This window comes from Streptomyces sp. NBC_01314, assembly GCF_041435215.1.
Lineage (GTDB): Bacteria > Actinomycetota > Actinomycetes > Streptomycetales > Streptomycetaceae > Streptomyces.
Map to the genome: position 1 here is coordinate 2680755 of NZ_CP108394.1, position 23182 is coordinate 2703936.

A 23182-nucleotide genomic window follows, 5' to 3' on the forward strand; every position below is an offset into this window, starting at 1 on the left:
GGCCTCCCCACCCCGAGCATCACAGCTGAATCTCCTCCCGGATCCATTGGAACGCGAAAACCACTGCGCGTGCCAGGGGTTGACCACAGCCATTTGCACCGGCCACCGGTGTGGAGAACGGGAGTTGGCCCACCATTACACCGCGATCGGACCGGTTTCGGCCACTCCGCCCAATGTTTCGGCCTCGCCCCGAAGGCCGCGCACGAAGCGGTGCCCCAGGGCGGTCAGGGATCCGGTTCCGGCCACGGTGTCGAGGGCGTCCAGCACGGCCGTGCGCCAGGTGTCCGCCTCGGCGCGGGAGCGTTCGTACAGGGCGGCGCCGACGTCGGCCGCACCGCGGCGGACCCGGATCCGCCACACGTCGGCGACCGCGAGGTGGGCGTACGCGCCCTGGACGATGGCGTCGAGCGGCCTGGGGTCGGGCCGCCACAGCACTCGGTGGCGGCCCCCGTCGAGGCCGTCGAGCAGGTCGAACATGTCGAGCATGGCGCCCAGTTTGACGTGCTGGTACTCGTGGATGAGCAGCATCGCCAGATCCTCGGCCGAGCGGGGCAGCGCGATACCGACCGCCCCGAAGGCGTGCCGTGAGGTGGCGCTGACGTCGTCCCCGGACGGTGCGGGCGCGAGCGGGGTCACCGTGGTCAGGCCGGCGGCGATCCCCTGGGCGTAGTCGGGGTACTCGGTCCGGACCAGCTGCCAGGCCTCTGCGAACATCGCCTCCCAGCGTCGGAATTCGGCCTCGGGCAGCCGGGGCAGGGGCTTGTATCCGTAGCAGTCACGGGCGGGGTCCAGGTCGTCCAGGGCGACTTCCGGCCCGTCCGTGGACAGGTGTCGCAGCGGCTGCCAGATCATGCCGTCGGGCGGCTGTTCCCGGCCCAGGGTGTGCCCTTCGACGGTGAGCGCGCTGTCGGCGGCCGTCACGGTGACCGTCCCGGACCGCCGGTCGCGGCTGTCGTCACGCAGCAACAGCCGCCCGACGCCGGGCAGATGGACCGCCGCGCCCTCGGGTCCGTGCCGCAGCGGCACGGCCAGGGTCAGCTGTCCGCCGGTGCGCGCGACGGCCGACAGCGCGGCCTCGGCCGGATGGCCCTCGGCCCGCCGTCGCACCGACTGACCGCAGGCGAGGGCCCACACGCGCAGATAGGGGTCGGCCAGCAGCACGTCCAGTGCGGCGGCGGGCAGCGCGAGGATCGCCTCCCAGCCGGGCGCCGAATCCGCCGAGACGCCGATCCCCGGCCCGATCCCCGGGCCGGGGATCGGACCTGGACGCAGCCCCGCGGCCGTGCCAGGCGCCGGCCCGGGGTCGGGGGCCGGGCCCTGGGTGTCCGCACGGCGGGCAGCCGCCAGCAACGCCCGACGCTGGCTGTTCTGTGCCGCGGCCAGCGACCGGACGGCCGCCGTGCTGCCGTGTCCGGCGGCCAGTTCGTCGAAGTGCGTCCAGGACAGGCCGTGCCAGCCGTGGCGGACGTCGGCGTCGTGGTGTTCCGTGACCTGGACGTACTCGATGATCTTCAGCAGGTCCGCGCAGTACACGGACGGGTTGTCGAAACCGTTGGACCCACGGTGGCGGTGTCCGTAGAGGCCGCCGCCGCAGACCGACACGACGGGGCAGGCCCGGCACTGCGCGCTCAGCCCGTCCAGGCCGGCGCGGCGGGCCTGGATGCCCCGGTGTTCGGCGGCCTCCTCCAGACGGTGGGTGGTGATGTGCATGCCGGTCGCGGGGGCTCCCGGATAGGCCGTCTTCAACCAGTCCGCCTGTTCGATGGCGCCGTCGGTCTCCACCACGAGCAGGTCCGAACTGCCCAGCCCCAGCGCCTCGGTCAGGCTGCCGCGGCCGCGGCTCAGCCGACTGATCGACTCGAACATCCGGATGCGCGTCGGCATGCCGTCCGCGGTCCACTGCTTGTGCACCGCGATCAGCCAGTCGGCGTAGTCGGTCTCGCCGCCCGGGCGGGGCGGCGGGTACTCCCAGGTGGCATGCGGCAGCAGGAAGTCGATGGCGGGCGGGCGGAGTTCGGCCAGTGCCCGGTACACCTCCACCGGGTCGTTCTCGACGTCGATCGTGCAGAGCAGCCCGCCGAAGGCGCTGCGGTGGTCCGGTGCGCCCAGGAGGCGCACCGCGCGCACCACGTCCCGGTAGGAGCCGGAGCCGTCCCGCCTGATCCGGTGGCGGTCGTTGGACACCTCGTCCCCGTCGAGCGAGATGCTGGTGACGATGGACTCGTCGACCAGCATCGCGCAGAACGCGTCGTCCAGTCGGAGCCCGTTGGTCTGCATGCGCAGATCGAGTTCGGCCACGCCGTGCAACGCCGAGCGCAGTGCGCGGGCGAAGCCGCGCAGTCGTTCCCGCCCGGCGAGCAGGGGCTCACCGCCGTGCAGCACGACATGGACGCGGGTGAGCCGGTGCGCGGCGGCATGCTCGGCGATCCGGTCGGCCGTACGGCGGAGCGTCGCCTCGGACATCGTCCCCGGACGCCCGCGCCAGCTCTGGTCGGCGTGCTGGTAGACGTAGCAGTGGTCACAGGCCAGATCGCAACGGCTGTGCACCTTGATCACGAACTGGCGGAAGGGCCGCGCCGCCACCGTCACCGGTAGGCTCCCTCGTCGTTCCGGCCAGGCCGGTCAGAGCGACGACTGGAAGGCGGCCACCGGCTCTCCGCCACCTGCGAGCGTCCTTGCCATGGCCGACTCCTGAGCGGACTCCGGTACCTCATCCAGTGAGGTGTCGTGCAAGTCCCTGACGACGCTCGTGGCGAAGGGCTGCTCGTACCTGTCCATAGGCGTCTCCTCGAGCGTACGGCTCCGGGCGGCACACCCCATGGTGACGGCCCGGTAACCGAACAGCAAGGCCATCACCAGCCAAGTCCGTGTATCGAAGAGACACTGTCGAACGCCGTTGCGGCAAGGGCTGATACGCAGGTGCCGGGCTGTCGGGCCGCGGTGACCGGCAGTGGATGTCGCCGCCCGGAGCACTGTCGGCACGAACGGCAGCGGTCGTCAGGATGCCCCTCCTGGACGTCCCTTCGGTCGAAGGGGCTGTCCTGCCAGGAGAGTCGTCCTGACGACCGCGGCCGTCGTCGGTGGCGTGGCCGCTCGCGGGGAGCGGCCGTCGGTGTTACGCGGCCCCGTCCTTCGAGGAGACCACGGATGCGCTCAGGTCTGCTTCCTCGGGGAGTTCGTCGACGTCGACGCCGCGTACCTGGGCGAGTTCGTGTTTGAGGGCGGCGAGTTCGGTGCCGCCGGCCATGTGGTTGGTGAGTTCTTCGAGGCTGACCTGGTCGCGGGCGGCGGAGAGTTCGAGGGTGCCGAGGCGCAGGACGCTGAAGTGGTCTCCGACCATGTAGGCGTGGTGCGGGTTGTGGGTGATGAAGATGACGCCCAGGCCCTTGTCCCGGGCGGCGGCGATGTACTTCAGCACGACGCCGGACTGTTTGACGCCGAGGGCGGCGGTGGGCTCGTCGAGGATGAGGACGCGGGCGCCGAAGTAGACGGCGCGGGCGATGGCGACGCACTGGCGCTGGCCGCCGGAGAGGGTGCCGATGGGCTGGTCGAGATCGTCCAGGACGATGCCCATGTTCCGCAGTTCCTCGTCCGCGGTCTTCTTCATCTTCTCGATGTCGAGACGGCGGATCGGCCAGGGGCCCTTGGTCATCTCCGAGCCGAGGAAGAAGTTGCGCCACACCGGCATCAGGGGCACGGTCGCCAGGTCCTGGTAGACGGTGGCGATTCCGGCGTCCAGGGCTTCGCGCGGGGTGGAGAAGCGCACCGGCCTGCCGTCGATGACGAACTCGCCCTCGGTGTGCTGGTGCAGCCCGGAGATGATTTTGATGAGGGTGGACTTGCCGGCGCCGTTGTCGCCCAGCACGCAGGTGACCTTGCCGGGGTGGACGGTGAGGTTCACGCTGTGCAGGGCGCGGATGTTGCCGTACGCCTTGCCCGCGTCACGCAGTTCGACGATCGGCTTGTCCTGGCCGGGCACCGCCGCGTCCTGGACGACGGCTTGGCCGGCGCCCTGCTCGCCGTTGTCGGCGTCCTTGGCCAGGTCCTTCGCGGGCGTACCGTCGGCCGCTGAGCCGTTGGTGTTGGTCATGGGGTGGTTCACCTCCGGGTCGCTTGGCTGCGGACCCACAAGTTGACGAGGGCGGCGATCAGGAGCATCACGCCGAGGAAGGCCTTGAACCAGTCGGGGTTCCAGTTGGCGTAGACGATGCCCTGGGAGACCATGCCGAAGATGAAGGCACCGATCACCGGGCCCACGGCCGAGCCGTAGCCGCCGGTCAGCAGGCAGCCGCCGATCACCGCGGCGATGATGTACAGGAACTCGTTGCCGACGCCCTCGCCGGACTGGACCGTGTTGAACGAGAACAACAGGTGCATGCCCACGAACCAGGCGCCCGCGCCGACACCCATGAACAGGGCGATCTTCGTGAAGTTCACGGGCACGCCGACGGCCCGCGCACTGTCCTTGCTGCCGCCGACCGCGAAGATCCAGTTGCCGAACTTGGTGCGCAGCAGCAGCCAGGTGGCGATCGCCGCGAACGCCAGCCAGTAGAAGACCGTGACCTTGACATCGACGCCGCCGATGCCGACCTCGGAGGCGAAGACGCTCTTGGCCTGGTCGAAGCCGTCCATGTCGCTGATGGAGTCGGACGCGACATTGCCGGTGAAGATCTTCGTGACCGCCAGGTTCGAGCCCTGAAGGATCAGGAACGACCCGAGTGTGACGAGGAAGCTGGGCAGCCCGGTCTTGATCAGCAACCAGCCGTTGAACGCTCCCACCGCCAACGACACGATCAGCGCGACGAAGACACCGGTCCACACGTTCACCGTCAGCTGGAAGCTGATGATCGCGGCGGTCAGCGCGGAGGTGGTGACCGCGACACCGGCGGACAGGTCGAACTCCCCGCCGATCATCAGCAGGGCCACCGGGATCGCCATGATGCCCATGACGGAGGCCTGGTAGAGCACGGTCGCCAGCGAACTGGCCTCACGGAACGACGGGGCCACCGAGAAGAAGAAGACGTACACACCGATCGCGGCGATCAGCGCCCCGACCTCGGGGCGGGCCATCAACCGGCGCCCGAGCGAGCGCTGTACGGTGCGCCCGTCCTTCTGCGTGCCGGCCGGCGGAGCCGGCGGCGAGGAACTCGCCGCCGGAGCCGTTGCTTGGGTCATTCAGATCACCGGGTGCCCTTCGCGGCGAACTTGGCGATCGTGTCGACGTTCTTCTTGTCGACGAACGCGGGGCCGGTCAGCACCGCTTCCTCGCCGCCGCCGCTGTAGTTGCCGTTGCTCTTGTAGAGCCACAGCGAGTCCACGGCCAAGTAGCCCTGCAGGTACGGCTGCTGATCCACCGCGAACTCGATGTCACCGCTCTTGATCGAGTCCGTCAGCTCCTTGTTCAGGTCGAAGGTGGCGACCTTCGCCTTGCTGCCCGCGTCCGCGACCGACTGGACCGCGGTCAGGGCGTAGGGGGCACCGAGGGCGACCACGTAGTCGATGGCGGTGTCCTGCTTGAGCTTGGCGGTGATGGTCGACTTCACGGACGGCATGTCGGTGCCCGTGACGTTGAGGATCTCGGTGTCGCCCTCGAAGGTCTTCTCCACGCCCGCGCAGCGCTGCTCCAGGCCGACGTTGCCCTGCTCCTGCACGACACAGACGGCCTTCTTGGCGCCGACGTCGTTCAGCCGCTTTCCGAACGCCTCGCCCGCCACGCCCTCGTCCTGCCCGAAGAACGACATCAGACCGAGGCTCTGCCAGTCGCTCAGACCGGAGTTGAGGCCGACCACGGGGATACCCGCCTTCGTCGCCTTGGCCACGACGTCCTTCATCGCGTCGGGCTTGGCGAGGGTGATCGCGATGCCGTCGACCTTCTGGTCGATCGCGTTCTGCACCAGGTTGGCCTGGTTGCCGGCGTTCGGGTCCGCCGAGTAGATGAGCTCGATGTTGTCCTTGTCGGCCGCCGCCTGGGCGCCCTTGCGGACGATGTCCCAGAAGGTGTCGCCAGGGGCCTGGTGGGTGACCAGCGCGACCTTCATCCGGGGGGTGTCGGCCTTGCCCGCAGAGGCGTCCGCCGCGCTTTCCTCGGAATCCTTACCGCCGGAACCACTGGAGCAGCCGGCTATCAGCAGCGCGGAGGCCGCGGCCATGGCGAAAAAGGGGGCCACTCTGCGTGAGCGGGAGTGAAACGTGCGGTCCATCTTTCCTGCACCTCACTGTGCGACAGGGGGAAAGGGAACGGGACAGCGTCGGGCGGAGTGCCCGCGCGAGCCCGGACTTTCGAAGTCCGGATCATTCTGCCGGTTGGCCGACTGCGCTGTTTCGTTGGGACGGGATACAACCCCTGGCAGATCCCCCTGTCAAGACTTTGTTAAGACATTATTTCACGAGCAGGTCAGGATGTCAGTACAAAGTCTTGACAGGGGGTCGCTTCGGGTCCTACACCTGGGATACATCCGGACCCGAGTGCTCGCATCCCCGCGCGCCTCGTACCTCCGGAGGCCCGCATCCCCCCACCCGAGGAGCGACGCGCATGCCCGAGTCCGCCGAATCCTTCGATCTGATCACGATGGGCCGTATCGGAATCGATCTCTATCCGTTGCAGACCGGCGTCCCGCTCGCACGCGTCGAGTCCTTCGGAAAGTTCCTCGGCGGATCGGCCGCCAACGTCGCGGTGGCCGCCGCGCGGCTGGGCGACACCACCGCCGTGATCACCCGGACCGGCGACGACCCCTTCGGCACGTTTCTGCACGAGGCGCTGAAGGAGTTCGGTGTCGACGACCGCTTCGTCACTCCCGTGGCGGAGTACCCGACCCCGGTCACGTTCTGCGAGATCTTCCCCCCGGACGACTTCCCGCTGTACTTCTACCGCCGCCCCAAGGCCCCCGACCTGGAGATCCGCACGGACGAGCTGGACTGCTTCGCCATCCGTGCGGCCCGTATCTTCTGGATCACCGGCACCGGTCTGAGCGAGGAACCCAGCCGCTCGGCCACGCTCGCCGCGCTCAAGGCCCGCGGCAGGTCCGGCATCACGGTCTTCGACCTCGACTGGCGCCCGATGTTCTGGACGGACCCCGAGGCGGCGCGACCGTACTACGCCGAGGCCCTGCGGCACGCCACCGTGGCCGTGGGCAACCTCGACGAGTGCGAGATCGCCACGGGGGTCCGCGAGCCGCGGGCGTGCGCGGAGGCACTGCTGGAGGCGGGCGTCGAGCTGGCCGTCGTCAAGCAGGGGCCCAAGGGGGTCCTCGCCGTCCACCGCGACGGCACGGTGGCCGAGGTACCGCCGGTACCGGTGGAGGTGGTCAACGGGCTCGGCGCGGGCGACGCGTTCGGCGGCTCCCTCTGCCACGGGCTGCTGCGCGGCTGGGACCTGGAGCGGATCATGCGCCACGCCAATGCCGCGGGCGCGATCGTCGCGTCCCGACTCGCCTGCTCCTCGGCGATGCCGACGGAGGACGAGGTCGAGGAGCTGTTGACGGGTGGGTGACCATGCGGTTCGCCTTCGGCCGCGGGTGAGTGGGGGCTGGTCGCGCAGTTCCCCGCGCCCCTGAACGGTCAGGCCATGCGGCCCTGGACATTCAGGCCCCACGGGCTTGCACGATCAGGCCCCGCGCGCTTGAACGACGACGGACCTGGGGGCCGAAAAGCACGGGGCGCAGCCCCTGCTTTTCAGGGGCGCGGGGAACTGCGCGACCAGCCCCCACCGAACCCGCACCCGACAACGAACCGAACCCCCGAGCTCTCAGCCGCCCCAGGGGGCAAAGGGGCGCCGCCCCTGGAACGGAGCCCCACTTGACCATCCGCATCCCCGACCTCACACGCATCCGCGCCCAGCACCCCGAGGCCATCGCCGAAGCGGCAGCGCACCGCACCCGCCGCCCCCTGATCGGCGACACCGGCCGCCTGATGATCGTCGCCGCCGACCACCCCGCCCGCGGATCGCTCGCCGTCGGCGACCGCCCGCTCGCCATGGCCGACCGTGCCGACCTCCTCGAACGGCTCTGCGTGGCGCTGGGCCGCCCCGGTGTCGACGGCGTGCTCGGCACCGCCGACATCCTGGAGGACCTGCTGCTCCTGGGAGTCCTGGAGAGCAAGGTCGTCATGGGCTCCCTGAACCGCGGAGGACTCGCCGGCGCCTCCTTCGAGATGGACGACCGCTTCACCGGCCACCGCCCGCAGGACATCGAACGGCTCCGCTTCGACGCGGGCAAACTGCTGCTGCGCGTCGACCACGACGACCCCGGCTCCCTGCGGACGCTGTACTCCACGGCCAGGGCGGTCGACGACATGGCGGCACGCCGGCTTCCGCTGTTCGTCGAGCCGTTCGTCTCCCGCCGGGTGGACGGAAAGGTCCGCAACGACCTGAGCGCCGAGGCCGTCACCCGTTCCATCGCCATCGCGGCCGGGCTCGGCGGCACGTCCGCCTACACCTGGCTCAAGCTGCCCGTCACCGAGGACCCCGACGCCATGGCCGAGGTCCTGGAGACCTCCACCCTGCCGACCGTGCTGCTCGGCGGCGAAGTGGGCAAGGATCAGGAGGGCGCCTACGAGAAGTGGCGCAAGGCCCTGCGTCTGCCCACCGTCCAGGGCCTGGTCGTCGGCCGCTCGCTGCTCTACCCCGCCGATGGCAGCGTGGAGACCGCGGTCGACACCGCGGTCGGGCTGCTCTGAAGCCCCGGACCGCCCGAAGCCACCGCGACACGAATCCGCCGCTCACCCGATGCCCGGCCCACGAAAACCGGCCCACGGAATCCGCCCCGCACAAGCCCCGCCGCCACCACACAACCCTTCGCCCCTGTGAGGTCCCGATGTCCCAGCCCACCCGCCGTCTGACCGTCGCCCAGGCGCTGGTGCGGTTCCTGTCCGCGCAGTACACCGAGCGCGACGGTGTGCGCCACCGGCTGATCGCCGGGACCTGGGGCATCTTCGGCCACGGCAATGTCGCGGGGCTGGGCCAGGCCCTCCTGGAGGCCGGCGAGGAGACGATGCCGTTCCACCAGGGCCGCAACGAGCAGTCCATGGTGCACGCCGCCGTCGGCTACGCCCGCCAGCTGAACCGGCTCTCCGCGCAGGCGGTCACCACCTCCATCGGCCCCGGCGCCACCAACCTGGTCACCGGTGCCGCCCTGGCCACCATCAACCGCCTGCCGGTACTCCTCCTCCCCGGCGACTACTTCGCGACCCGCACCGCCGACCCACTGCTCCAGCAGTTGGAGCACCCCACCGAGGCCGATGTCTCGGTCAACGACACCCTGCGTCCGGTCTCCCGCTACTTCGACCGTGTCACCCGCCCCGAGGCCCTCATCCCGGCCGCCCTGAACGCGATGCGGGTCCTCGCCGACCCGGCCGACACCGGCGCCGTCACCCTCGCCCTGCCGCAGGACGTCCAGGCGGAGGCGTACGACTGGCCGGAGGAGTTCTTCGCCGAGCGCGTGTGGCGCGTACGGCGTCCCGTGCCCGACCCGGTGGAGCTGGCGGAGGCGGTCCGGGCGATCCGCGCCGCCCGGCGTCCGCTCATCGTCGCGGGCGGCGGCATCCACCACAGCGAGGCCGAGGAGGCTCTGAAGGCGCTGGTCGACGCCACGGGCATCCCGGTCGCGTCCACCCAGGCCGGCAAGGGGTCCCTGCGGTTCGACCATCCGGGCGACCTCGGCGGCATCGGCCACACCGGCACGGCGGTCTGCGACGACCTCGCCCGCACCGCCGACCTGATCGTCGGCGTCGGCACCCGCTACACGGACTTCACCACCGCCTCGAACACCCTCTTCCAGACCCCGGACGTCCGTTTCGTCAACCTCAACATCGCCGCCTTCGACGCCCACAAGCTGGCCGCCCGAACGGTGGTCTGCGACGCGCGGGCCGGGCTCACGGCGCTCACCGAGGCGCTGGAGGGCCACCGGGTGAGCGAGGCGTACGAAGCCGAGTACCGGGCCGGCAAGGAGCGGTGGGAACAGATCGTCGAGGCCGCCTACACCGCCGCCGACGAACACGCCGCACCCACCCAGACCCAGGTGCTCGGCGCCCTGGACTCGGTCGTCGGCGACGAGGACGTCGTCATCAACGCGGCCGGCTCGCTCCCCGGCGACCTGCACAAACTGTGGCGGGCCCGCAGCCCCCGCCAGTACCACCTGGAGTACGGCTACTCCTGCATGGGCTACGAGATCCCCGCCGGGATCGGTGTCCAGCAGGCGGCGCCCGGCACGGCCGTCTGGTCGCTGGTCGGGGACGGCACGTATCTGATGATGCCCACGGAGATCGTGACGGCCGTCCAGGAGGGCCTGCCGGTCAACCTGGTCCTCATCCAGAACCACGGATACGCCTCCATCGGCGGCCTCTCCGAGTCGGTGGGCGGCGAGCGCTTCGGCACCGCCTACCGCTACCGCGCCGCCGACGGCACCTTCTCCGGCGCCCCGCTCCCGGTGGACCTGGCGGCCAACGCGGCCAGTCTCGGCATGGATGTCATCCGCGCCAAGACGGTGAAGGAACTGCGCGACGCGCTCGCGACAGCCCGCGCCTCGGACCGGCCCACCTGCGTGTACGTCGAGACCGACCCGGCGCCCACCGCTCCCCCGGCCGAGGCCTGGTGGGACGTCCCGGTCGCGGAGACCGCCTCCCGCCCGGCGGCGGTCGACGCGCGCACGACGTACGACCGCGAGGTGGCCAACCGGCGCCGCCACCTCTGACAGGTCGGAGTGAGTCGCCGAGGGGCCTCTCCGGTGCCCCTCGGTGGCCTCTCCCGGCCAATCTCCGGACCATGTAAGGACAATGCGATGACAGGGGTTCCTGTCATGCGGACGGACGGCTACTCTCATGGGCGTGACCAGCGCGACTACGGGGAGTACAGGGAGTCTCGGCCTCAGCGTCGACCGGAGCAGCCCGGTGCCGCTGTACTACCAGCTGGCCCGGCAGCTGGAGTCGGCGATCGAGCACGGCGCCCTCGGCCCGGGCAGCCTGCTGGGCAACGAGATCGAGCTCGCGGGCCGGCTCGGCCTGTCCCGGCCGACGGTCCGGCAGGCCATCCAGTCGCTCGTCGACAAGGGCCTGCTCGTACGCCGCCGGGGCGTCGGCACGCAGGTGGTGCACAGTCAGGTCAAACGGCCGCTGGAGCTGAGCAGCCTGTACGACGACCTGGAGGCGGCCGGTCAGCAGCCCACGACCAAGGTGCTGCTGAGCGAGATCCGGCAGGCCTCCGCCGAGGTCGCGGCCGCCCTGGGCATCGCCGAGGGCGCCGAGGTACACCTCTTCGAGCGGCTGCGCCTCACCCACGGCCAACCGGTGGCGTTCCTGTCCAACTTCGTGCCGGCCGGGCTGCTGGTCCTCGACACCGAGCACCTGGAGTCGACGGGCCTGTACCGGATGATGCGCAACGCCGGCATCACCCTGCACAGCGCGCACCAGAGCGTCGGCGCCCGCATCGCCACCCCCGACGAGGCCGAGTGCCTCGGCGAACCGGAAGGCGCCGCACTCCTCACCATGCAGCGCACGGCGTACGACGACACCGGGCGCGCGGTCGAGTACGGCACCCACATCTACCGGGCCTCGCGCTACTCCTTCGACTTCCAGCTCCTCGTCCGCAACTGACGCCTGGGCGAAGACGCCTGAGCGAAGGCAGTTCGAGTCCAGGAGCGGCCCAGGACCGGTTTGGGAACGGTCCAAAGGCTCCAGGACCCAGAGGTCCCCCACGCCTCCGACTCGACCCTCGGACCCTCTCCGGGCCTTCTTCGGGACTTCCCCGGACCTGCCTCGAACCTGCCCCCGACCGTCACTGGGGCTTCGCACCGCGGCTTGGACCGCTCCAGAGGCTACGTCGCTCACCGTGCGGGCCGTCTCCACCGCTGCCGACCCCTTTGACAACCGCGCTCCGGCTATGGAACGGTCCACAACATGAGAGCCCCGACCATCCGCGACGTCGCCGAACGGGCCGGTGTGTCGAAGTCGCTGGTCTCGCTGGTGCTGCGTGGCTCCGACCAGGTGCGCCCCGAGAAGCGGGAGGCCGTGCTGGCGGCCGTGGACCAGTTGGGCTACCGGCCGAACGCCGCCGCGCGCAGCCTGAGCGAGCGCCGCACCCGCACGGTCGGCGTCCTCCTCAACGACATGCGCAACCCCTGGTTCGTCGAGCTGCTGGACGGCCTCAACTCCCGCCTGCACGACAACGGTCTGCGCATGCTGCTGGCCGACGGCCATCTCAACCGGCGGCTCGGCGAGGATCTCACCCGCACCTTCACCGAACTGCGGGTCGACGGGCTGATCGCGGTCGGCACCCTGCCGCCGTCCGAGGCCCTGCGTACGGCGGCCGGGCTCATCCCGACCGTGGTCGCGGGCGCCCGCGAGCCCACGCTCCCCCATGTGGACGTCGTCGCGGGCGACGACCAGCACGGCGCCCGACTCGCCACCGAGCACCTCATCGACCTCGGGCACCGGCGTATCGCCCATATCGCGGGGGACGGAGTGGTCGGCGCGCTGCGCCGCCGCAGCTTCGAGACGGTCATGCGCGAGCACGGGCTGAGCGACCTGGCGTCCGTCGAGCGGGGCGACCTGACGGAGGAGGGCGGCTACCGCGCCACGGTCCGGCTGCTCGGCACCCCCGAACGCCCCACCGCCATCGTGGCGTTCAACGACATGGCCTGCGTGGGCGCCCTCTCCGCCGCCGAAGAACTGGGGCTGAAGGTGCCGCGTGACCTCTCCCTGGTCGGTTACGACAACACCTACGTCTCACGTCTGCGCCACCTCTGGCTCACCACCGTGGACAATGCCAGCCACGACGTCGGCCGCACCGCCGCCCAGTGCCTCATCGACCGCATCGCCGACCCGGCCCACGCCGGCAAGGTCGTCCTGACCACCCCGACCCTGGAGGTCCGCGGGACGACGGGCCCGCCGGTCGGCCGCTGAGCCGGCCGCCGCGATCCGTCGACTCCCCGCCTCCAGTCGTGGCGAGCAGGTCAGTTCGGCGGCAGCAGACAGTGGTCGTCCGGCGCGACGGTCTGCCAGATACGCCGCCCGATCTCCCGCAACTGCCGCTGCTGGGCCTTGCTGATCGCGTCGAACACGAAGCGTCGTACGGTGTCGGCGTGGCCCGGGGCGCTCTCGACGACCTTGGCGTGTCCGGCGTCCGTGAGGACGGCCAGCGTGTAACGCCCGTCGGAGGGGTCCGGCTCCCGGCGCACCCACTCGCTCCTCTCCAGCCGCTTCACGAGATGAGACAGCCGGGACAGCGACGAACCGACGTACCCGGCCAAGTCGCTCATCCGCAGGGTGTGTTCCTCCGCCTGGGCCAGCATCGCCATCACCAGGTACTCCACGTGGCTGACCCCCGACTCCCGCTGCAACTGCGCGTCCAGCGCGCTCGGCAGTCTGACCATCACGCCCGCCAGCACGTGCCAGACCTCCATCTCCTCATCGGTCAGCCCACACGGCTGCTGCGGTGTCTCCATGCCGCCCACCCTACGTGCCGCTTCAAGTGATCAAACGCTGATTGACTTGACGCTTCAACTCGCATGGCCTAGGTCGAACCCCCCATTTCACTTGAGTATTCAACTCATAGCAAGAGAGTCCGGGCCCTTGGTCGAGGACTTCTCCCCGTGCATGCTCAAGACCATCGGCGCGCTGGAGGGCCTGGCCGCCATCGGCCTGATCCTCCCGGCCGTGGTGGCATGGGGCCGGTTCGGGCCGTACGCGTTCTGAGCGGTCCGTAGGTGTCTGCGCGGTCCTACACGCTCAGAGAACGACGCGCGCCCACGGCGAGCAGCAGGGCCGTCGTCTCGGGGTGAGGTCCGCCCTCCGCCCAGTCGAGCGGGGAGCGGCCCGTGCCCTGGTCCTCGCGGAGGTTCGGGTCGGCGCCGTGGGCGAGGAGTTCGCGCACCGTTTCGGTGTGTCCCCAGCACGCGGCGCCGCACAGCGGTGTGCCTTCCGTGCCGTGCCCGCTCTCGGTGTCGGGCGAGGCCCCGGCCGCCAGCAGTCGGCGGACCGTGTCGGCCGCTCCGTGGACGGCCGCCGCGTACAGGGGCGTCGTCCCCTCGGCGTCGGTCGTCTCCGCGGGCGCTCCGGCACGCAGCAGCGCGTCGACACCGGCGGTGTCACCGATCATCGCGGCCAGCACCAGCCGCCGGGACTTCTTCTTCCGCTGCCGTCTGTTCACCGCGCGACTCCCCTTCCCGAGGGCACCCAAAGCCGCCGGCCCATCACACACCCTGGTGCGCAGCGACTTCTTTTCCGCGTACGCCGACAGCGCGTTTGCGGACCGCGCGTACGCGAAGGTCACCAGACGAGTTCGAGGCGTTCCGGGGAGCGGTGGATCAATGTCGGGCGCATGGTGATCTGTTGGTCCTCCACGAGGCGTAGGCCCGGCAGGCGGCTGGTCAGCTGTTCCAGGGTGATGCGGAGTTGTTCGCGGGCGAGTTGGGATCCGGGGCAGGTATGGGCCCCGAAGCCGAAGGAGAGGTGGCGGCTGCCGGTGGGGCGGGTGATGTCGAAGTCGTCGGGGCGCGGGTGGCGGAAGCCGTCGCGGTTGGCACTGCCGAACGCGAGGAACACCGGTGCCCCGGCGGGGAGTTCGGTGCCGGCGAGGGTGACCTGGCGGGTGGTGACGCGACGGAAGCCCTGCAACGCGGTGTCGTAGCGCGCGGCTTCCTCGATGGCGGCCGGGATGCGCTCCGGTTCCGCGCAGAGCAGCTCCCACTGCCGGCGGTCCCGCAGGAGGTGGAGGAGGGTCGTCCCGATGAGGGCGGTCGTGGTCAGGTGTCCGGCGATGAGCAGGTTCTGCAAGTGGCCGACGACCTGGTGGCGGTGATCGAGCGTCAGCTCGTCGGCGTCCGGTCCGACGACGGACGTGATGAGTTCGGTGCCCAGGTCCTCGCGCGGATCGGCGTGCCGGGCGCGCACGAACGCGTCGAGGCGGTGGGCCGTGGCGACCACGTCCTCGGCCGCCGCGACCTGCTCGGCCTCCGTCATGGGCCGGAACAGCAGCTGCTCGGCCCGATGACCACCCTGGACCAACGCCGGTACGTCGTCCGGTTCGAACCCGACGAGGTGCCCGATGACCTCCCCGGGGAGCCGTCCCGCGTAGGCGGACATCAGCTCGACCCGGCCGCCCGTGTCACCGTTCCCCTTGCCGTCCTCGCCGTCCGCCTGGTTCCCGCGGTCGCCGCCCCCGCCCTCCTCGCCGTTCTTGATGAGGCCGTCGACCAGGGCGGCTGCCCGTTCGGCCGCGTACGGCAGCGCGGCGGCGACCCTCGCGGGCGACAGCCCCCGCACGATGGGGGCCCGCAGCTCCTGGTGCAGGGTTCCGTCGGCCGTGACGACGACTGGGCGGCCGCCGAAGCCGCCGCTGAGCACGGCCAGCGCGGCGGGTGCGGGCATGACGTCGGGGCGCAGCGCGTTGGCCGACGAGAAGTCCTCCGGGCGCCGCAGCACCTCCCGTATGTCCGCGTCCCGCGCCACCAGCCAGGAGTCCAGCTCCGGTACGTACGTCAGCCCCTCCGCCGCTCTGGCCCGCGCGTAGTGCGGATAGGGATCCCGCTGCAACTCGTCGAGTCTGTCGTGCAGTTCAGGGTCCATTGAGCACCTTCCGGCCAGGGGCGGGCGTGCGGTCGCGCTCATGGTGCCGTACGGCGGGGCAGTGCGGTAGAGGCTCTGCGGCGGGACTGTCCTGCGGGTCGGGCGGGGGTGGGCCGGTCCTGTTCGCCTACGATCACGCCGTGGTTCTCTTCCTCGTGGAACGCCTCCCCCTGCTCCCCGCCGACCACGCCTGGCAGCGCCTCACCGACTGGCCCCGGCACGCCGACGTCGTCCCGCTGACCCGCGTCACCGTCCGCATGCCTCCCCCGACCGGAGAGGGCACGGTGTTCGTGGCCCGCACCGGCATCGGCCCGCTCGCCTTCGACGACCCGATGGAGGTCACGGTCTGGCAGCCGCCCGAGGGGGAGGCCGGCGGGAAGTGCCGTCTCGTCAAGCACGGTTCGTTCGTGACCGGGTGGGCCGAGATCGAGGTCCATCCGTACGGTGACGGCGCGTCCCGTGTGGTGTGGCGCGAGGACCTGCGGGTGCGATGGCTGCCGAGCCTCTTCGACCGGCCGCTGGGCCGGTTGGCGCGGCGGATGTTCGGGCGGGCGATGGACGGGCTGCTCGCACCCGACAGCCGGCGTCCGCGCTGAGCCCCATCGGGCCTGCCCCCGACCGGTGTTCGAGGCCGTTGTCAGACCATCCGGCTACTGTCCGGCGCCATGACCACAGAGCATCCGCACGCCACCCGGACGTCCTACGACACCGTCGCCGCCGACTACGAGAAGCTGCTGCGGGACGAGTTGGCGAACAGCCCGTTCGAGCGGGCCATGCTGGGGGTGTTCGCCGAGCGGGTGCTGGGCGCCGGCGGTGGACGCGTGGCGGACCTGGGGTGCGGCCCGGGGCGGGTCACCGGGCATCTGGCCTCGCTGGGGCTCGACATCTGCGGGATCGACCTCTCGCCGGAGATGATCGCCGTGGCCCGCTGGGCCCACCCTCGACTGCGCTTCGACGTGGGCACGATGACCGCACTCGACTTCGCGGACGCCTCCCTGGCGGGCGCCCTCGCCTGGTACTCCACGGTCCACACCCCGCCCGCCGAACTCCCGGTGTTCTTCAGCGAGTTCCACCGGGTTCTCGCCCCCGGCGGCCTCCTCGCGCTGGCGTACAAGGTCGGCGACGAGTCCGTTCACCTGTCGCACGCGTACGGCCACCCCCTCGACCTCGACGTCTACCGCTTCCCACCGGATCTGATCGCCGGGCTGCTGGGGGACGCCGGGTTCGTCGAGGCGGCGCGGTTGGTGCGGGAGGCCGACGGACCCACGGCCAACACCCCGCAGGCGTATGTGCTGGCGCGAAAGCCGGAGTGAGCTGCCGGATTCCGGAGGACGGGCCCCGGTCAGGACGCGCCAGGGTCCCCGTTCCGGACGGTGGCCAGGCCGTCGCGGCGGTCGCGGTCGCCGTCGCCCGTGGTGCTGAGGAGGGTGTCGCAGATCTCGCGGAGCTTGTCGGTGGCCTGCTTGGAGAACAGTCCACAGAGCCCGGCTATGCCGGAGAAGCCGTAAGGGTTGGTCGCACCGGCTCCGGAGTTACCGGCGAACAGTCCACCGCGCAGCAGGAAATAGACGAGGAGGGCGAGGGCCACACCAATGCCGGCACGCAGGAGGTACCACCAAAGCCAGCTCGCGTAGAGCCGCCGGTTGCCGACGTAGGTCGCGAAGGACGTGGCCGCGTGGACGAAGCTGCCGAGCGCACTGCACACGACCACCGCGAGCAGCATCGCGGTGTCGGCGGTCAGCGCCCAGTTCCCGAGGCCGAAGGGCGACCAGTGCGCGGTGGCCGTGGGGGCCGCCCCGGGCTCCACCGTCGTCAGCACCGCCGGCCAGAGCGTCACGAGGGCTCCGCAGACGAAGACGACGTCGGCGAGGAGGAAGAGGCCCAGCAGGGTCGTCGACACGGTCGACAGCCGCCGCTTGTCACGGGCACCGTCGTCTCCGGGCTCGACCGAGCCGTCGCCCGTATCCGCGTCCGTGTCCGTGTCCGTGTCCGTGTCCGTATTCGGAGCCGTCGCGCCTTCTCGGCTCTCGCTCTCGCCCGCAGCCGGGCGCTCTCCGCTGCTCGCCGTACTCAACTGTCCGCCCCTGTAGTGCTGTTGTCGTATCGCAACGGTCGGCCCTGGCGCCCCCGGGGGTCAAGTCACGGACGGTGGCTCGGGTTCGATTCGGGCGCGGGCGCGGGTAGGGGTGCGGGTGCGGGTCAGGAGACCCGCAGGTTCGGCAGTTCCATGACGTCGGGTGAGCCGTCGTGGTGGATCGGGGTGTGCGCGCCGGTCAGGGGGACCCCGCTGCCGCCACGCCGGGCGGCGACGATCTCGGCGGCGATGGACAGGGCCGTCTCCTCCGGTGTCCGTGCCCCGAGGTCGAGCCCGATCGGGGACCTGAGCCGCGCCAACTCCAGCTCGGTGACGCCTACTTGCCGTAGTCGTTCGTTGCGGTCGAGATGGGTGCGGCGGGAGCCCATCGCGCCGACGTAGGCGACGGGGAGCCGTAGGGCGCGCTGGAGGAGGGGGACATCGAACTTGGCGTCGTGGGTGAGGACGCAGAGGACGGTCCTACCGTCGACGTCCGTGCGCTCCAGATACCTGTGGGGCCACTCGACGACGATCTCGTCCGCCTCCGGGAAGCGGGTACGGGTCGCGAAGACGGGGCGGGCGTCGCAGACGGTGACGTGGTGGCCGAGGAACTTGCCGACACGGACCAGCGCCGACGCGAAGTCGATCGCGCCGAAGACGATCATCCGGGGTGGCGGGACGGACGGCTCGACGAGAATCGTGAGCGGTGCTCCGCAACGTGAGCCCTGCTCTCCGATCTCCAGGGTGCCCGTGCGGCCGACGTCGAGCAGGGCGCGGGCCTCGGCGGCGACCGTGCGGTCCAGTTCGGGGTGGGCGCCGTAGCCGCCGTCGTAGGAGCCGTCCGGGCGGACCAGCAGGGCGCGGCCCCGCAGGTCCGCCGGGCCGGAGACGATCCGGGCCATGGCCGCGGCCTCCCCGCTCGCCGCTGCGGAGAGCGCGGCGGCGACCACCGGGCGGACGGGGTCGCCGGTCCGCACCGGTGTGACGAGGATGTCGATGATGCCGCCGCAGGTCAGACCGACCGCGAAGGCGTCCTCGTCGCTGTAGCCGAAGCGTTCGAGGACCGGCTCGCCGTCCGCCAGCGCCTGTTGGCACAGGTCGTAGACGGCACCTTCCACGCAGCCGCCGGAGACCGAGCCGATCGCCGTGCCGTCGGCGTCCACCGCGAGGGCGGCGCCCGGCCGGCGGGGCGCGCTGCCGCCGACGGCCACCACGGTGGCCACGGCGAAGTCGCGCCCCTGCTCGACCCACCGGTGCAGCTCTTCGGCGATGTCCAGCATCTCTCGGTCTCCTTGGGGAACTGGCGGCGGTTGCGCGGACGGTACGTGCCGGGCGGGTCCTAGTGCACGCCCAGCCAGCTCTCGATCGGGTCGAGGGCGAAGAAGACGAGGAAGACCGCCGTCAGGCCCCACATGAACGCGCCGATCTCCCGCGCCCGGCCCTGGGCGAGCTTGATGGCGACGTAGGAGACGACTCCGGCGGCGACGCCCGCGGTGATGGAGTACGTGAACGGCATGATCACGACGGTCAGGAAGACCGGGACGGCGGTGGCGCGGTCGGACCAGTCGACGTGCCGGGCGTTCGTCATCATCATGGCGCCGATGACGACGAGCGCGGCGGCCGCGACCTCGCCGGGCACGATCGCCGTGAGCGGGGTGAAGAACAGGCAGGCCCCGAAGAAGAGGCCGGTGACGACGGAGGAGAGACCCGTGCGGGCGCCCTCGCCGACGCCGGTCGCCGACTCGACGAAGACGGTCTGGCCCGAGCCGCCGGCCACGCCGCCGATCGCTCCGCCCGCGCCGTCGATGAACAGCGCCTTCGACAGGCCCGGCATCCGGCCCTTGTCGTCGGCGAGCCCGGCCTCGGTCCCCACGCCGATGATGGTGGCCATCGCGTCGAAGAACCCGGCGAGCACGAGGGTGAAGACGATCATGCCGACCGTCATCGCACCTACGTCGCCCCAGCCGCCGAACTCGACGTGCCCGAACAGCGAGAAGTCGGGCATCGAGACCGCGCTGCCGTGCAACTCCGGTGCGCCACCGGCCCATTGCTTCGGGTCGATGACGTCGAGGGCGTTGAGGATCACGGCGAGGACCGTGCCGCCGACGATGCCGAGCAGGATCGCGCCGGGGACTCCCCGGGCCTGGAGCATGAAGATCGCGAGGAGGGTGACCGCGAAGAGGAGGACGGGCCAGCCTACGAGTTCGCCGGTGGGGCCGAGGCTGACCGGGGTCGCCTCGCCCTGGTGCACGAAGCCGGCCTTGTAGAAGCCGATCAGGGCCACGAACAGGCCGATACCCATGGTGATGGCGTGCTTCAGTGCCAGCGGGATGGCGTTCATGATCATCTCGCGGAGGCCGGTGACGACCAGGAGCATGATGATCACGCCGTACATCACGCACATGCCCATCGCCTGCGGCCAGGACATCCGGGGGGCGACCTGCGAGGCGATGACACCGGAGACGGAGAGGCCGGCGGCGAGGGCGAGCGGGACCCTGCCGACGAAGCCCATGAGGAGGGTGGTGACGGCCGCCGCGAGCGCGGTCGCCGTGATCAGGGCCTTCTGGCCCAGGGTGGCGCCCGCGGCGTCAGGGCCGGACAGGATGAGCGGGTTGAGCAGGAGGATGTACGCCATCGCCATGAAGGTGGTGACGCCGCCGCGGACCTCGCGTGCGACGGAGGATCCTCGGCGGGTGATGTGGAAGTACCGGTCCAGCCGGAGCCTGTCGGCGGGGACGCGGGGTTCCGAGGTGGCGTCCTCGGCCGTGGACTTCGACCGGAGTGACTGCTGGGTCATGTGGGCCTTCTCCCAAGGTTCACAGGGACACCCGCTCGTTGCACTTGACTTGGGCGGGCTTTGGGAAGGTGCCCGACCCGGGGGACGGCCCGAGACGAACGGGGTGCTTGTGTGGTGCGCGGTTGGCGTTGGGGGTCGCCGCGTTTGAGCTCGGGGGGTTCGGTTCGTCGGCGGGTGCGGGTCCGGTGGGGCTTCTCGCGCAGTTCCCCGCGCCCCTGAAAAGCAGGGGCTGCGCCCCTTGCTTTTCAGGCCCGCAGGGCCTGGGCTTTCAGGGGCGCGGGGAACTGCGCGAGCGACCACGACGCACCCGCACCCGCACCCGCCGACGAACCGAACCCCCCGAGCTCATCCGCGCCCCGACCGACCTACGCCGTACCCGTCAGGTGTTCCGGGCGTACCGGCGTCCTGTTCAGCTCCAGCCCCGTCGCGTTCCTGATCGCCGCGAGCACGGCCGGAGTCGACGACAGGGTGGGCGCCTCACCGACACCGCGCAGCCCGTACGGCGCGTGGTCGTCGGCGAGTTCGAGCACGTCGACGGGGATGGTCGGCGTGTCGAGGATCGTGGGGATGAGGTAGTCCGTGAAGGAGGGGTTGCGGACCTTCGCGGTCTTCGGGTCGACGACGATCTCCTCCATCACCGCGATGCCGAGGCCCTGCGTCGTGCCGCCCTGGATCTGGCCCACCACGGAGAGCGGGTTGAGGGCCTTGCCGACGTCCTGTGCGCAGGCCAGTTCGACGACCTTGACCATGCCCAGCTCGGTGTCGACCTCGACGACCGCGCGGTGTGCGGCGAAGGAGTACTGGACGTGGCCGAAGCCCTGCCCGGTCCGGAGGTCGAAGGGCTCGGTCGGCCGGTGCCGCCACTCCGCCTCGACCTCGACGGCGTCGTCGCCGAGGACGTCCACCAGGTCCGCCAGGACCTCACCGGCGTCGGTGACGACCTTGCCGCCCTCCAGGAGGAGTTCGGCGGTCGCCCAGGCGGGGTGGTACGTGCCGAACCTGCGGCGGCCGAGCTCAAGGACCTGCTCCCGGACCAGCTCGCAGCTGTTCTTGACGGCGCCGCCCGTGACGTACGTCTGGCGGGACGCGGAGGTCGAACCGGCCGAACCCACCTGTGTGTTCGCCGGGTTGATGGTCACCTGGGTGACACCCAGCTCGGTACGGGCGATCTGGGCGTGGACGGTGATGCCGCCCTGGCCGACCTCCGCCATGGCCGTGTGGACGGTGGCGACGGGTTCGCCGCCCACCACCTCCATCCGGACGCGGGCGGTCGAGTAGTCGTCGAAGCCCTCGGAGAAGCCGACGTTCTTGATGCCGACCGCGTAGCCGACTCCCCGGACGACGCCCTCGCCGTGCGTGGTGTTGGACAGGCCGCCCGGCAGCTGCCGTACGTCCGCCGCCTCCCCCGCCGCGAGCCACTGCTGCTCGGGCGGCAGGGGCATCGCCTTGACGCGGCGCAGGAGTTCGGCGACCGGGGCCGGGGAGTCGACGGCCTGGCCGGTCGGCAGGAGGGTGCCCTGCTCCATGGCGTTGATCTGCCGGAGCTCCACCGGGTCCATGCCGAGCTTCGCCGCCAGCTTGTCCATCTGTGCCTCGTACGCGAAGCACGCCTGGACCGCGCCGAAGCCGCGCATCGCGCCGCAGGGCGGGTTGTTGGTGTAGAGGGCGATGGCCTCTATCTCGACGTCCTCGATGACGTACGGGCCCGCGCCGAGCGAGGCGGCGTTGCCGACGACGGCCGGGGAGGAGGACGCGTACGCGCCGCCGTCCAGGACGATGCGGGCCTTGAGGTGGGTGAGTTTGCCGTCGCGCGTCGCCCCGTGCTCGTAGTACAGCTTCGCGGGGTGGCGGTGGACGTGGCCGAAGAAGGACTCGAAACGGTTGAAAACGATCTTCACCGGCTTGCCGGTGCGGAGTGCGAGCAGGCAGGCGTGGATCTGCATCGACAGGTCCTCGCGACCGCCGAAGGCGCCGCCGACGCCGGCCAGCGTCATCCGTACCTTGTCCTCGGGCAGGCCGAGGACGGGCGCGATCTGGCTCAGGTCGGCGTGCAGCCACTGGGTGGCGACGTAGAGGTCGACGCCGCCGTCCTCTGCGGGCACGGCGAGCCCGGACTCCGGTCCGAGGAAGGCCTGGTCCTGCATGCCGAAGACGTACTCGCCCTCGACGATCACATCGGCTCGCTCCCGGGCCGCCGCCACGTCGCCGCGGACGATCGGCTGGCGGTGGACGATGTTCGGGTGAGCGACATGCCCGCTGTGGTGGTCGTCGCGGCCCTCGTGGATGAGGAGCGCGTCCGGCGCGGTCGCCGAGGCCTCGTCGGTGATGACCGGGAGTTCGCGGTACTCCACCTTGATCTTGGCGGCGGCGCGGCGCGCGGTCTCCGGGTGGTCGGCGGCGACGATCGCGACGGGCTCGCCGTGGTGGCGGACCTTTCCGTGGGCGAGAACGGGGGTGTCCTGGATCTCCAGGCCGTAGTTCCGCACCTCGGTCGGCAGGTCGTCGTAGGTCATGACGGCGTAGACGCCGGGAGTGGCGAGGGCCTCGGCGGTGTCGATGGAGACGATCTCGGCGTGGGCGACCGGGGAGCGCAGGATCTGACCCCAGAGCATGTCCTCGTGCCACACGTCGGACGAGTACGCGAACTCGCCGGTGACCTTCAGGGTGCCGTCCGGGCGGAGCGTCGACTCGCCGATGCCGCCCCTGGTGCGGGAGCCCTGGGTGATGTTGGTGGGCAGGCCGGTGGTTGCCATGAT

19 protein-coding genes are annotated in these 23182 nt (G+C 70.9%); 7 read left to right on the plus strand and 12 right to left on the minus strand.

The window, feature by feature from the left end:
- Positions 1-135: 135 nt before the first annotated feature.
- The 5 genes from OG622_RS11830 to OG622_RS11850 all read right to left on the minus strand — a co-directional run bounded on the left by OG622_RS11830 (position 136) and on the right by OG622_RS11850 (position 6200).
- A complete protein-coding gene (locus OG622_RS11830) occupies positions 136-2589 on the minus strand; it encodes an FxsB family cyclophane-forming radical SAM/SPASM peptide maturase (RefSeq protein ID WP_371575558.1) in 2454 nt (817 codons plus the stop codon).
- 33 nt (positions 2590-2622) lie between these two features.
- The gene (fxsA, locus tag OG622_RS11835; RefSeq protein ID WP_063649857.1) at positions 2623-2778 is read right to left on the minus strand and encodes an FxSxx-COOH cyclophane-containing RiPP peptide; all 156 of its coding nucleotides are present in this window, start codon (positions 2776-2778) and stop codon (positions 2623-2625) included.
- Between the two features lie 337 nt (positions 2779-3115).
- Entirely contained in the window at positions 3116-4090 is a 975-nt protein-coding gene (locus tag OG622_RS11840) for an ATP-binding cassette domain-containing protein (RefSeq protein WP_371575560.1), read from the minus strand.
- Between the two features lie 8 nt (positions 4091-4098).
- Positions 4099-5175: an ABC transporter permease gene (locus tag OG622_RS11845; RefSeq protein ID WP_371575562.1), complete on the minus strand. Its 1077-nt coding sequence runs from the start codon at positions 5173-5175 to the stop codon at positions 4099-4101.
- A gap of 5 nt (positions 5176-5180) precedes the next feature.
- The gene (locus OG622_RS11850; RefSeq protein ID WP_371575564.1) at positions 5181-6200 is read right to left on the minus strand and encodes a sugar ABC transporter substrate-binding protein; all 1020 of its coding nucleotides are present in this window, start codon (positions 6198-6200) and stop codon (positions 5181-5183) included.
- Positions 6201-6532: 332 nt separating this feature from the next.
- On the opposite strand from OG622_RS11850, the gene iolC reads away from it, so the two are divergent.
- From iolC to OG622_RS11875, 5 genes are all read left to right on the plus strand, one after another.
- Positions 6533-7489 carry a 5-dehydro-2-deoxygluconokinase gene (gene iolC / locus OG622_RS11855; RefSeq protein WP_371575565.1) on the plus strand — a complete coding sequence of 319 codons (957 nt, stop codon included), beginning with the start codon at positions 6533-6535 and terminating at the stop codon, positions 7487-7489.
- A 305-nt stretch (positions 7490-7794) separates the two neighbouring features.
- Positions 7795-8673, plus strand: a complete 879-nt coding sequence (locus tag OG622_RS11860) for a deoxyribose-phosphate aldolase (protein WP_371575567.1) — start codon at positions 7795-7797, stop codon at positions 8671-8673.
- Between the two features lie 137 nt (positions 8674-8810).
- The gene (gene iolD / locus OG622_RS11865) at positions 8811-10685 is read left to right on the plus strand and encodes a 3D-(3,5/4)-trihydroxycyclohexane-1,2-dione acylhydrolase (decyclizing) (RefSeq protein ID WP_371575568.1); all 1875 of its coding nucleotides are present in this window, start codon (positions 8811-8813) and stop codon (positions 10683-10685) included.
- A 127-nt stretch (positions 10686-10812) separates the two neighbouring features.
- Positions 10813-11583: a GntR family transcriptional regulator gene (locus OG622_RS11870; RefSeq protein WP_371575571.1), complete on the plus strand. Its 771-nt coding sequence runs from the start codon at positions 10813-10815 to the stop codon at positions 11581-11583.
- Positions 11584-11886: 303 nt separating this feature from the next.
- Complete coding sequence (locus OG622_RS11875) at positions 11887-12891, plus strand: LacI family DNA-binding transcriptional regulator (RefSeq protein ID WP_371575573.1); 1005 nt, start codon at positions 11887-11889, stop codon at positions 12889-12891.
- 50 nt (positions 12892-12941) lie between these two features.
- Here the strand turns inward: OG622_RS11875 and OG622_RS11880 are convergent, their stop codons facing one another.
- The 3 genes from OG622_RS11880 to OG622_RS11890 all read right to left on the minus strand — a co-directional run bounded on the left by OG622_RS11880 (position 12942) and on the right by OG622_RS11890 (position 15555).
- On the minus strand, positions 12942-13433 hold the full coding sequence (locus OG622_RS11880) for a MarR family winged helix-turn-helix transcriptional regulator (RefSeq protein WP_371575575.1): 492 nt from the start codon (positions 13431-13433) through the stop codon (positions 12942-12944).
- A gap of 275 nt (positions 13434-13708) precedes the next feature.
- Positions 13709-14137, minus strand: coding sequence for an ankyrin repeat domain-containing protein (locus OG622_RS11885; RefSeq protein ID WP_371575576.1), 429 nt, complete (start codon positions 14135-14137; stop codon positions 13709-13711).
- A gap of 119 nt (positions 14138-14256) precedes the next feature.
- A complete protein-coding gene (locus tag OG622_RS11890) occupies positions 14257-15555 on the minus strand; it encodes a cytochrome P450 (protein ID WP_371575578.1) in 1299 nt (432 codons plus the stop codon).
- Positions 15556-15695: 140 nt separating this feature from the next.
- Here OG622_RS11890 and OG622_RS11895 point away from each other — a divergent pair, with 140 nt between their 5' ends.
- Complete coding sequence (locus OG622_RS11895; protein WP_371575580.1) at positions 15696-16151, plus strand: SRPBCC family protein; 456 nt, start codon at positions 15696-15698, stop codon at positions 16149-16151.
- Positions 16152-16220: 69 nt separating this feature from the next.
- Complete coding sequence (locus OG622_RS11900) at positions 16221-16868, plus strand: class I SAM-dependent methyltransferase (RefSeq protein ID WP_371575582.1); 648 nt, start codon at positions 16221-16223, stop codon at positions 16866-16868.
- A gap of 29 nt (positions 16869-16897) precedes the next feature.
- On the opposite strand, the gene OG622_RS11905 is transcribed toward OG622_RS11900, so the two are convergent.
- The 4 genes from OG622_RS11905 to OG622_RS11920 all read right to left on the minus strand — a co-directional run bounded on the left by OG622_RS11905 (position 16898) and on the right by OG622_RS11920 (position 23179).
- On the minus strand, positions 16898-17629 hold the full coding sequence (locus OG622_RS11905; RefSeq protein ID WP_371575583.1) for a hypothetical protein: 732 nt from the start codon (positions 17627-17629) through the stop codon (positions 16898-16900).
- Between the two features lie 125 nt (positions 17630-17754).
- Positions 17755-18909 carry an XdhC family protein gene (locus OG622_RS11910; RefSeq protein ID WP_371575585.1) on the minus strand — a complete coding sequence of 385 codons (1155 nt, stop codon included), beginning with the start codon at positions 18907-18909 and terminating at the stop codon, positions 17755-17757.
- 59 nt (positions 18910-18968) lie between these two features.
- Positions 18969-20426, minus strand: coding sequence for an NCS2 family permease (locus OG622_RS11915; RefSeq protein ID WP_371575587.1), 1458 nt, complete (start codon positions 20424-20426; stop codon positions 18969-18971).
- A gap of 365 nt (positions 20427-20791) precedes the next feature.
- Positions 20792-23179, minus strand: coding sequence for a xanthine dehydrogenase family protein molybdopterin-binding subunit (locus tag OG622_RS11920; protein ID WP_371575589.1), 2388 nt, complete (start codon positions 23177-23179; stop codon positions 20792-20794).
- Between the last annotated feature and the right edge of the window lie 3 nt (positions 23180-23182).

Bases quoted from the DNA above. Each gene is read 5' to 3' on its own strand.
- OG622_RS11915 (WP_371575587.1), bottom strand. From the start codon at position 20,426: ATGACCCAGCAGTCACTCCGGTCGAAGTCCACGGCCGAGGACGCCACC.
- OG622_RS11845 (WP_371575562.1), bottom strand. From the start codon at position 5,175: ATGACCCAAGCAACGGCTCCGGCGGCGAGTTCCTCGCCGCCGGCTCCG.
- OG622_RS11870 (WP_371575571.1), top strand. From the start codon at position 10,813: ATGGGCGTGACCAGCGCGACTACGGGGAGTACAGGGAGTCTCGGCCTC.
- OG622_RS11875 (WP_371575573.1), top strand. From the start codon at position 11,887: ATGAGAGCCCCGACCATCCGCGACGTCGCCGAACGGGCCGGTGTGTCG.
- iolC (WP_371575565.1), top strand. From the start codon at position 6,533: ATGCCCGAGTCCGCCGAATCCTTCGATCTGATCACGATGGGCCGTATC.
- OG622_RS11900 (WP_371575582.1), top strand. From the start codon at position 16,221: ATGACCACAGAGCATCCGCACGCCACCCGGACGTCCTACGACACCGTC.
- OG622_RS11880 (WP_371575575.1), bottom strand. From the start codon at position 13,433: ATGGAGACACCGCAGCAGCCGTGTGGGCTGACCGATGAGGAGATGGAG.
- OG622_RS11920 (WP_371575589.1), bottom strand. From the start codon at position 23,179: ATGGCAACCACCGGCCTGCCCACCAACATCACCCAGGGCTCCCGCACC.
- OG622_RS11840 (WP_371575560.1), bottom strand. From the start codon at position 4,090: ATGACCAACACCAACGGCTCAGCGGCCGACGGTACGCCCGCGAAGGAC.
- OG622_RS11850 (WP_371575564.1), bottom strand. From the start codon at position 6,200: ATGGACCGCACGTTTCACTCCCGCTCACGCAGAGTGGCCCCCTTTTTC.
- OG622_RS11910 (WP_371575585.1), bottom strand. From the start codon at position 18,909: ATGCTGGACATCGCCGAAGAGCTGCACCGGTGGGTCGAGCAGGGGCGC.
- iolD (WP_371575568.1), top strand. From the start codon at position 8,811: ATGTCCCAGCCCACCCGCCGTCTGACCGTCGCCCAGGCGCTGGTGCGG.
- fxsA (WP_063649857.1), bottom strand. From the start codon at position 2,778: ATGGACAGGTACGAGCAGCCCTTCGCCACGAGCGTCGTCAGGGACTTG.
- OG622_RS11890 (WP_371575578.1), bottom strand. From the start codon at position 15,555: ATGGACCCTGAACTGCACGACAGACTCGACGAGTTGCAGCGGGATCCC.